The organism is Neisseria sp. P0021.S005 (assembly GCF_051956955.1).
In genome coordinates, this window is record NZ_JBQCWY010000655.1 from 1 (window position 1) to 1,711 (window position 1,711).

Annotated in this window: 3 protein-coding genes; 1 reads left to right on the top strand and 2 read right to left on the bottom strand. The window is 44.0% G+C overall.

All coding sequences use genetic code 11. The annotated features are described in order from the left end of the window. Positions 1 to 233 (bottom strand): PEP/pyruvate-binding domain-containing protein (locus ACTHUE_RS17970; RefSeq protein ID WP_440424099.1); only part of this gene is annotated, 233 nt, incomplete at its 3' end. 412 nt (positions 234 to 645) lie between these two features. Between ACTHUE_RS17970 and ppsR the strand changes: the two genes are divergently transcribed. Then, positions 646 to 1,467 (top strand): posphoenolpyruvate synthetase regulatory kinase/phosphorylase PpsR, encoded by an 822-nt coding sequence (gene ppsR, locus ACTHUE_RS17975; protein WP_004520520.1) that lies wholly within the window; start codon positions 646 to 648, stop codon positions 1,465 to 1,467. A gap of 55 nt (positions 1,468 to 1,522) precedes the next feature. Here ppsR and ACTHUE_RS17980 read toward each other — a convergent pair. Beyond that, a partial coding sequence (locus tag ACTHUE_RS17980; RefSeq protein ID WP_440424100.1) for a dCTP deaminase occupies positions 1,523 to 1,711 on the bottom strand: 189 nt, incomplete at its 5' end.

Below are 1,711 nucleotides of genomic sequence, written 5' to 3' on the forward strand. Positions count from 1 at the left end.
GCAACGTCTTCAACATCCAGTTGTTTCAGGGCTTCGGAAATACGCTCGCTCAGACCATTGTGAGCCAGGAAAGCACGATAAGCTTCGGCTGTGGTTGCAAAACCGCCGGGAACGCGCACGCCTTTTTCAGTCAGTTGGCTGATCATTTCGCCCAAAGAGGCATTTTTACCGCCCACTCGCTCAACGTCAGTCATACGCAGGTTTTCAAACCAAATAACGTAGTTTTCGGCCATTTGTGTGTCCAATCCAAAAAATGTTAAAAAAGAAACAAATCCGCCTGCTTATTGTAGCCATTCGTTTGATGGCTGTCATGTGTTTTATCTTTTTAAAAATCACAAATTCGTCTGTGATATTGTGCTTTTCAGGCGTGTAGCCTTCTGAAATGTGAATATCAGATTCATGTTTTTACGTGTTATCTTCTTGTTAAATATGGAAAACAAAATAAGTTAATAAATTTGATAAACAAGATTTATTTTGCAATTTTAGAATAAAATTCTACAAAATAGCAAAAAATAAAATTTTGTGCCAATTTAAAAATTGTTCAAATTTGTTGTAATCCTGTGTAATCTATCGGGAATCGCTTTATTGCAAAGGCTGTAACTGCTATGATTGCCGTCTGAAACGTTACCCTCAAGAGGATTCATTATGACTGATCCACGCCAAGTCTTCTATATTTCCGACCGAACCGGTCTGACCGCTGAAAATATCGGTGAAGCCTTGCTGAACCAATTTGGCAATGTTGAGTTCAAACGCCATACCTATCCGTTTATTGATACGCCTGAAAAAGCGCGTGCTGTTGTAGACAAAGTCAACCAGTCAGCTGAAAAATTCGGCGTGCGCCCGATTGCTTTTGTCAGTGTGGTCAATGACGAAATCCGTGAAATCATCAAGAAAGCTAATGCGTTCCATATTAATTTCTTTGAAACCTTTCTCGGTCTTTTGGAAAAGGAACTCAATACGGAGGCGGTTGCCGCCCAGCAGGGGCACCACAGTATCGGCAATACCCAACGCTATGATGCGCGTATGGAGGCGGTCAATTTTTCACTGAATCATGATGACGGCGTCAGCGATAAAAACCTGCAGGAAGCGGATGTGATTTTGATGGGCGTGTCCCGTTCGGGCAAAACGCCGACCTGTCTCTATCTGGCCCTGCAATACGGTATCCGCGCCGCAAACTATCCATTGATTCCCGATGATTTGGAATCGACCGATTTGCCGCGTATGGTCAAACCTTATAAAGACAAGCTGTTCGGCTTGACCATTCAGCCTGAACGCTTGCAGGCAATCCGTCAGGAACGCCGTCCTAATTCGACCTATGCCAAAATCGATACTTGCCGCAGCGAGATTGCTGATGCGCAAAATATGTTCAAACGCCACGGTGTACCGTTTACCAATACAACCGATAAATCAGTGGAAGAACTTGCCGTTCATATCTTGCAGGCTTGCAAGTTGAAACGCCGTTTCTAAATGAAATGATAAAAGGCCGTCTGAAATTTCAGACGGCCTTTTTTTATTTTGTGTATTAAGTCTTAGGCAGGGTAACACCGGTTTGTCCCATGTATTTGCCGTTGCGGTCTTTGTATGAAGTTTCGCAGACTTCATCGCTTTCAAAGAACAAGACTTGAGCCACGCCTTCGCCGGCATAGATTTTGGCAGGCAGGGGGGTGGTGTTGGAAAACTCAAGCGTAACGTAGCCTTCCCACTCTGGCTC

What these genes read in the sequence shown, in the direction of transcription:
- ppsR (WP_004520520.1), top strand. Translation starts at nt 646, where the DNA reads ATGACTGATCCACGCCAAGTCTTCTATATTTCCGACCGAACCGGTCTG.